This window comes from Cyanobacteriota bacterium (genome assembly GCA_025054735.1).
Lineage (GTDB): Bacteria > Cyanobacteriota > Cyanobacteriia > SKYG9 > SKYG9 > SKYG9.
On the sequence record JANWZG010000171.1, the window covers coordinates 1 to 7,731 of the forward strand.

The window sequence follows — 7,731 nt, forward strand, 5'->3', positions numbered from 1 at the left end:
GGGGGAACCCGCCCAACACAAGATCGTTGAGCTGACGACCATAGAGGTTCTGATCCACAATGCCATCCCCAATGGTAGTGGCTGGCAACACCCCAGCGGGGGAGGTGCGGTTGCCCGTCCTGTCAATGCCACCACTGACATCCGGCAAGCCTAGCCGGTTACGAGCCGTTTGGGGAGTGCTGGGGTCGTAGTAGCTGCTCACACAGGCAATGGGCACTTGGTAGGCATCCTGTAGGGTCGCCGCCGTGGGAGTGGCTGTATAGGCATTGGGGTTGGCCGCATCCCGACGGTGATGGTAGACCACTGCTGCTCGCATCCGCAGGTCACCCTTAGAGTACTTGGGCGAGTTGGGGTCAACACTGGCATAGCCTGCGTCCGCTGGTGAAGCTGTGCCCGTGGCTGTACCTAGGCGGGGAGCAATGCTGGTGTCAGTGGTAGTCAAGGCTTGCAGATTCTGGATATTTGCACCTCCAGAGCCGGAGTCAGCCAAGTTAATGTTCCGGTTAGCACCAGCCCCTAGGGTGGGGTCGTTGTTATAGACCTGCAAGCCAGGGGACATGGGCATGGTATCTGGCCATACCACTGGCAGTAAGTCCTCTCTGATGGCATAGGGGAAGGTATTGCCCTCACCCCCCGCCGCTGTGCTAGCGACATTGGTGGCCAAAACATCAGGCACACTAGGGCGACCCACGTTGGCCAAGTCAGGGGGCGGTGGTAAGAAAGAGGTTTGGCGTTCATAGATGCCTGCCCCCACAATAATCCGTAACCCCCCACTGTTATCGGATGCATCTGTGGGGTCTTTAGGCGTGAGGGCTGCTTGGGTTTCCCAGAGGCCATCGCGAGCAATGGTATCTAAGTTATCTAGTTTCACCACCTGGGTGCGCCGAGTGCGGTTAGGGGTGCCGTTAGTCCATTGCTGACGAGTGGTAGCGTTAACCCACACGGGTTGCTCAATCTCGTTGCCGACAAATCGTCCGTTATTACAGGTGATGGTGCCATCATCGCAGAGGTACCACAGGGCTGGCATGTTGTTGCCAACGTAGAGGCGATCGCCCACCCGTTGCTCCTTGTCTCTAGGCGCTACTCGCAACACGGCTGGGTCGGTAGCAGCAGGGGCCTGGGTGCGCATGGTCAGACCCGTGTACCCATCAGCTACGGTGCCCGTATTGTTGGTGTAGTTAAAGGGGAACATCCAATGGGTAGGTGGGCGCAATTGTTCCCTGGGGCCTAGGTCGGTGGGGCTGGTGCCCTGCAACACATTCGCCTTGGTGTAATTACCCCCCGCTGGATTCGTCAGGGGATTGCCCAGGTAGTTCACTTCATTGTTGGGTACTCGGCGAGTGCGGTTGCGGAAATAGATTTCTAGCTCCTCTGCCCGCACCTTGGCTCGGTCTAGGCTGGGATCCTCCTGCAAGCGATTGTTGATCGCTGCGGTCACCACAGTAGGGTCGTTGTTGGGGTGGTGAACCGCGGGGTCAAGGGCTGCCTCTACCAACAGGGCAATGCGCTGGTTATAGGCCAAACTGTTGTAGCTGACACTGCTACCGCTGTTGTTAGTAGAGCGATCATTATTGACAAACTCCACACCCGTGTTGACATCATTGGCATCGGGAGTATCGTCCGGCACCCGATACAAGTGAACCCCAGGATCGTCTCCACCAAGCTCACCCGTAGCATTATCAGTCCCTGGTGAGCCTTTTTTCACATTGCCGCCTGCAATGATTTTGCTGTTCTCTTCCTTGTAGAAACAGGAGGCGGGACTGCTGACTTGGAACAAATCTAGGGTGCCACTTGCTCCGCGCAAAAACAGGTTGCTATTGGTGAATACTCGCCCACTAATCCGCAGGGGCGGCCCAGATGATAGTGACAGGTCATCTTCAAACAAGATGGCGTTGTTGTTGACAGCAATGCGGGAGTAGTCCTGTTGGGTTTCCAGGGCAGCAAACCCAGCCTGTCGTCGAAATACCTCGTAGCGTGCGCCCCCTGGGTTTAGGGTAGGGTTGGTGAGAATTGGGTCACCAGCAGCGATGGGCCCGGTCACTGTGTAGATGAAAAATGCTTTGCTCTGGCGGTTTGATGAGCTGTACCAGTCAGCACCTGTGACCGATGCTGCACCGGAAGTGCTAGCACAACGCCCAGCCCCGGCTGGCGCGTCCATTGGGGGTGTACGGGCATCTAGGGTCGATCGGGGCCGCAGAAACTCACCCGTGTTGTTGCGGGCTGGCAGTCGATAGTTGATGGCATACAGGGTGTAGGCATCAAATCGGCCATTGCTGTCGGTGTCTACCGGGAACTTCCAGGCATTGATGCTGCTTTCGTCGTTGGTGATTTGGTAATTAACGTTGGGAATCCGAGTGCTGCCACTTAACACGTAGGGCCGGGCATTTTCCCCAAAGGTGCCATTGCCGGTGTTACTAGCTCCACCAGGATTGGTAAAATCTGCAACCATCTTGAGGCGAATTTCGTCGGCAAAGGTGTACTCTTCCTTAGAGAGCACCTGTTGCAGCAGTTGATCGTTAGGAGTACCCCGTCTGGGCAGTGACGGGTCTTCAAACATGGCGGCTAGCTTGGCGCGGGCACGATCGATCGCTGGTGCCCCAGCATTCAAAATTGCCTGATCTACCCGCACGTTGGTGGCATTACGAGACCGCTCAAAGGAACGGAAGATCATCGCTCCTGTGAGCACAATCACCACAAGTGACACCATGGCTACCGTCGGCAGCACAAACCCTTGGGCCGCAGGACGACGAGTAAGGAGCATCAGCGTCCGCATCAACCACAGAACGCTACCTTTAGTTAGCGATCGGGCCAGACAATGAGCTTGTCGAAATACTTCTTGAACAACCTGATTGATACGACGATTTGACATAGCTGATTCACCAATAGCAAGATCACGGGAAAAAACGTGGACGATTGATAGCCAAGGGCTACAGTTCTCGATTAGTCATCATTTCTCAACATGCAGCAAGCAAACTACTAACAACAGACGGGTACACCCTATTACCTTAGACTCTATTTCCTAGGTGGATGCCAAGATGCAGCAATGCTCAAAAATTTTCCTGAGAAAAACCGGATGGCCTACATCTAGGCTGGATATATTTAGGCTGGGTTAACCTGATTGCTTAGCCAAGCACCTAGGCTGCTAAGCTGCGATCGCTACCTAATGTTTCAACATGCCCTGACAATCCACCATGCAACTGTCGTAGCAACTGATTTCATCCAGAAGCAACAGAGAATTCACGGATAACATCAAACCACACTCTATACACGCGGCCAGCGCAAGTTGCTCACAGCCACTCGCAGCCATAGCACTGTCAATACAGTCAATCCTGTCAAACGTAACGTCCAACACTCACCACACCACAATGTTCACTCAGGTTACAGCCACCTACAGCAGCATCAGATGCAGCCACATATGGCCAGTTACCTACACGCAGCCTATTGCCCCTTAGTCTACCCTCGCTTTTCACAATCGATAGCATGTCCTTGAGAATTTACCTAACCTTTAGCAGGCATAGCCTATAGGCAACCTTCAGCGGGCATAAATAACTATGGGCATGGGCATATGGGCAACTCCTAGGTGAATTCTCTACTGTCTGGAAACTAATCGATAACTTTCCAGTCTGAACAGGGTATACTATCTCTCTAGCGCCTCACGTCAGCAGTTAGAAAAGGGCGGTATGAGTACAGTTTTAATTGTGGATGACAGTCCAACAGTCCGGCAAATGGTGTCAGAGCACTTGGAAAATAGTGGTCTGACAGTTGTCCAAGCGGCTGATGGCGTTGAGGCCATGGAAAAGGTGCAGGCGAGTGTTCCTGACTTAGTAGTGATGGACATTGTTATGCCCCGCATGAATGGCTACGAACTCTGTCGTTGGATCAAGAACAACCCCGAGTCTAAGGATGTTCCGATCATTATGTGCACCAGTAAAGCGGAGGAATTCGATCGCTATTGGGGCATGAAGCAAGGGGCAGACGCTTACATTACCAAGCCCTACCATCCACCAGAGTTGCTCAATGCTGTTAATCAGTTACTCGGTCGGTAGCTTACCTTACCCATAAGCAATGGTGCCTAGTGGTGTTCACAAGCAGTTTAGTAGTAGTGCTATTGGTTATCGTCCTAGTGGTATACCTGTGGTTTATGTAGTGTGGCCTTAGCACTAGCCTCTGGGCTAGCATTCACTCTCCCATAACGGTATTGAATCCTGATAGCTGGTGAACGCAGATGAGAGGGTGATTATGGCGGCATCACACTACTTGGCGGTTGCGTCCTACCTTCAGGCACAGCAGCATTAAGCTAGGCAAGGGAGATGTGCTAGGCAACTCTAACGCATAGCTATTGCCTCTGTCTCTTATCTACCGTCCCTTCTTCAATAGGGAGACAGCCATCGATCGTCCCTTGCCGAGATTGTTACATATGTAGTGCATTGTAGTATGTCGGTCGTATAGCTGAGGCTTGGTCATAGCAAGCTCCTATCGCTAGTGCGGTTAGCGACTTGACTTTGCAGCACTAGGGTTGGGTGTGCTAGCGTTGTCTTCTGGACATAGCCAGTGTGAGTTGGCAGCAGGACAGGTTCTGTATGCCTGACTGGTGCCTGAGGCTGAGATTGCCTCTAGGTATGCCGCCGATCGCATCTGGATATGACCAGTAGCTTGATTAGCTTAGGGGTAGAGCAGTCGGAGTGTTTCGACGCGGGTGGGTTCAAGTCCCACATTAAGCGCCAGGAAGTTAGCTCAGTGGTAGAGCATCAGCCTCATAAGCTGACTGTTGCAGGTTCGAGTCCTGCACTTTCCACCAGACCCGGCCCGGGTTTAAGGGCACCTCGTTGAGGACGAGTTCTTGTCTCCAAAAGAGACTCAGTGGTACGGGAGCAATCCCAAGATGGTTCAAGTCCATCACCAGTCCCTGTGATGCTGGTGTCCAGCGGTTGTGGTCGCTATGGCGGTGGCAACCGCAGCAGCCAAAGGCCAGCGCGATCGTCAGCAATGCTGTGCTTGAGTGTGTCTCTTCTGGCAGGTGTACCTAGTTTATTCTTCGGAATAGGCTAGGCTACCGTTGTTGGAACAGCACATCGGCAATCCATGTAACTCTGTAGTGCCTACGGGTGCTATGGAGTTGCACGGTTGCCTAATCCAGCACTGCACGGGCGATCGCCCGCACTGTAACTGTGGATGCCAGCATTGGCAGGGCGTTAAACCCTCTTGTCCGAAAGGAAGTGATAGCTATGTTTGGCTTGCTCAAGGTGTTCTATATCACGCCCTATCAGCGCGGACTATTGTTCTATCGCAGTCATTTTTCCCAGGTGTTACTGCCGGGTCTTCACTACCGTTGGGGGTGGCATTGGAACGTAAAAACCTTTGACCTCAACCAACCCCGACCAGACATTGAGAATTTAGAATTTTGGCTGCGGAGTAATCGTGAAGAACTAGAGCGCCATCTAGTGATTGTGCGCACAGCCTTTAATGAAGCAGCGTTGGTGAATATTGACCAGTATTGGTGCGCCGTGGGTCACAACCAATTAGCGGTATTCTGGCGAGGGCCAGCAGAGGTAATTGTGCACCGCTTTAATCTGGATGATAGCCTTGAACTGCCTGCGGTGTTTGTAGACCGGTTGCGGCGATTGTCGGGTTTTGCTAAGACCCTGAGGCTGGTGCATGTGCCAGAATTTCAGGTGGGGATGCTCTATGAGCAGGGTAACTTTGTACGGATGTTAGAACCAGGAGATTATGGCTTTTGGACGCTTGACCGTACCATCACAGTCACACTCTACGATCGCACCCAGCCTGATCCCCAGTTTCCTAACGAAAACGTGCTTATTGAACACCATCCTGACTTTGTACAAGCCTATTGTGAGGTAATTGCCCTATCTGCTCAACAGGTGGCGATCGTTCGTCACCACGGTAAGGTAGTTGCTATTTTGCCACCTAGCAGCCGCAGATTGTTCTGGAAAGGAGTTGAGGTGGAACTAATTGATTTAGCTACTGAGGCTAAGTTGCCCCCGCGCTTAGTAGCAGAACTAGTATCCGGGTTGCCGGAGGTTCTGGATTTGGTGATGAAGTATCTCCACATTGTGGAAGTGCCTGCCAATCATCTGGGACTACTTTACCTAGATGCAGCCTTCCAAGAAACCCTGCCACCGGGATGGCATGTTTGGTGGGTATTTGGGCGCACCATTAAAACTGAGGTGATTGATCTGCGTCTGCGCACCTTGGAGGTCTCTGGGCAAGAAATTCTCTCGCGGGATAAAGTGCCTCTGCGCCTGAACCTAACGACGGGTTTCTATATTGCTGACCCTGTGAAGGCCAAGACGAGCCTGGCAGACATTGATGGGTTCCTCTATCGGGAACTCCAGTTTGCCTTACGGGCAGCAGTAGGCACCCGCACCCTGGATGAGTTGTTGGAAGATAAGGGGGCGATCGATCGCAGTGTTGCTGAGTATATGCTGCCCAAAGCAGATGAACATGGCATTGTGATTGAGTCTGTAGGAGTAAAGGACATTATCCTGCCGGGAGACATGAAAGCTATCCTCTGTCAAGTGGTGGAGGCAGAGAAGTCGGCCCAAGCTAATGTCATTCGTCGTCGAGAGGAAACTGCTGCTACTCGCAGTATGCTCAACACTGCTAAGGTAATGGAAAATAACCCGATCGCTCTACGCCTGAAGGAGTTAGAGGTGCTAGAGCGTATTGCCGACAAAATCGAGCGCATCACTATCAACGGTAGCCTAGATAGCCTGCTGTCAGAGATGATTCGCATTCAAAGTCAGGTTAATGGGCAAGTCATCAAGTCTACGGATGTCGAGTGATAGCAAAATCAGGCATGTGGCTCTTTAGGGGTGGGTGAGGACTGAAGTCCTCACTACAAACGTCTTGGCGGGTGAGGACTGAAGTCCTCACGACAAACGTGCTGGCTGGTGGGGTGGTTCTTTTGCTCGCATCCAAGGCTAGTGGACTGCGGTTTGAGGACTGAAGTCCTCACTACAAACGTCGTGGTTTGAGGACTGAAGTCCTCACGACAAACGTGCTGGCTGGTGGGGTGGTTCTTTTGCTCGCATCCAAGGCTAGCGGCCTGCGGCCTTTTGAAAGTCCTTGAGGTTAAACAGGAACGGCACCCCCCCTGAGTCGCTACCCATAACCAGTACTTCAGGCATCTGAGCACCGCCTTGCTTCCAAGCTTCGATCGCCTCCTTTAACAACACTAATTCACCCCCCTGTGCCTTTAGGGTTTCTGCTAACAAGCGCTGAGCTTCTGCTTTACCCTGAGCACGGTTAATTTCTGCTTGGGCTTCTTGTTGGGCTTCTTGGGCAACGTAAACAGCGCGTTGCGCTCGCTGCTCAGCAATCTGCTTATCTTCAACTGCCTTTGAGAACTCTGTGGAGAAATTGAGATCGACCACACTGGTATCTAACACAATTACCCCATATTTCTCTAACCGGCTGCTGAGGGCCATATCAAAGTCTTCTTTCAGTTCAGCTCGTTTTGTGATAGCCTCTTCTGCTGTTCGCTTCGCTGCGGCAATTTTGAAGGATTCCTGGGTCTGAGGAGCAATAATTTTAGCCACGATATTTGCCAAGGTGCCCTGGGTGCGGCGCACTTCTACCACTCGTGATGGATCCAACCGAAAGTTGATGGCGAAGCTGGCCGTCAAATCCTGTAAATCCTTGGTGGCACTCTGGGCTGGCACTTCAAACTTTTGTACGGTGACATCGTAAATATCGACAGTACCGATGAAC

5 protein-coding genes and 2 tRNA genes are annotated in these 7,731 nt (G+C 52.4%); 5 read left to right on the top strand and 2 right to left on the bottom strand.

The genetic code is table 11. The features are described from left to right. The coding region (gene hpsA, locus NZ772_09775) for a hormogonium polysaccharide biosynthesis protein HpsA (protein ID MCS6813841.1) at positions 1 to 2,869 on the bottom strand (2,869 nt) is incomplete at its 3' end. 811 nt (positions 2,870 to 3,680) lie between these two features. On the opposite strand from hpsA, the gene NZ772_09780 reads away from it, so the two are divergent. The 5 genes from NZ772_09780 (at position 3,681) to NZ772_09800 (ending at position 6,803) form a co-directional block, all read left to right on the top strand. After that, entirely contained in the window at positions 3,681 to 4,046 is a 366-nt protein-coding gene (locus NZ772_09780; protein MCS6813842.1) for a response regulator, read from the top strand. Between the two features lie 605 nt (positions 4,047 to 4,651). Next, positions 4,652 to 4,724, top strand: a tRNA-OTHER gene (locus NZ772_09785). Then, a tRNA-Met gene (locus NZ772_09790) sits at positions 4,724 to 4,798 on the top strand. Before NZ772_09785 ends, NZ772_09790 begins: the two co-directional genes overlap by 1 nt. Positions 4,799 to 4,860: 62 nt before the next feature. Beyond that, a complete protein-coding gene (locus tag NZ772_09795) occupies positions 4,861 to 5,049 on the top strand; it encodes a hypothetical protein (GenBank protein ID MCS6813843.1) in 189 nt (62 codons plus the stop codon). 176 nt (positions 5,050 to 5,225) lie between these two features. Beyond that, a complete protein-coding gene (locus NZ772_09800; GenBank protein ID MCS6813844.1) occupies positions 5,226 to 6,803 on the top strand; it encodes a slipin family protein in 1,578 nt (525 codons plus the stop codon). A 255-nt stretch (positions 6,804 to 7,058) separates the two neighbouring features. Here NZ772_09800 and NZ772_09805 read toward each other — a convergent pair. Continuing rightward, positions 7,059 to 7,731 (bottom strand): prohibitin family protein (locus NZ772_09805; protein ID MCS6813845.1); only part of this gene is annotated, 673 nt, incomplete at its 5' end.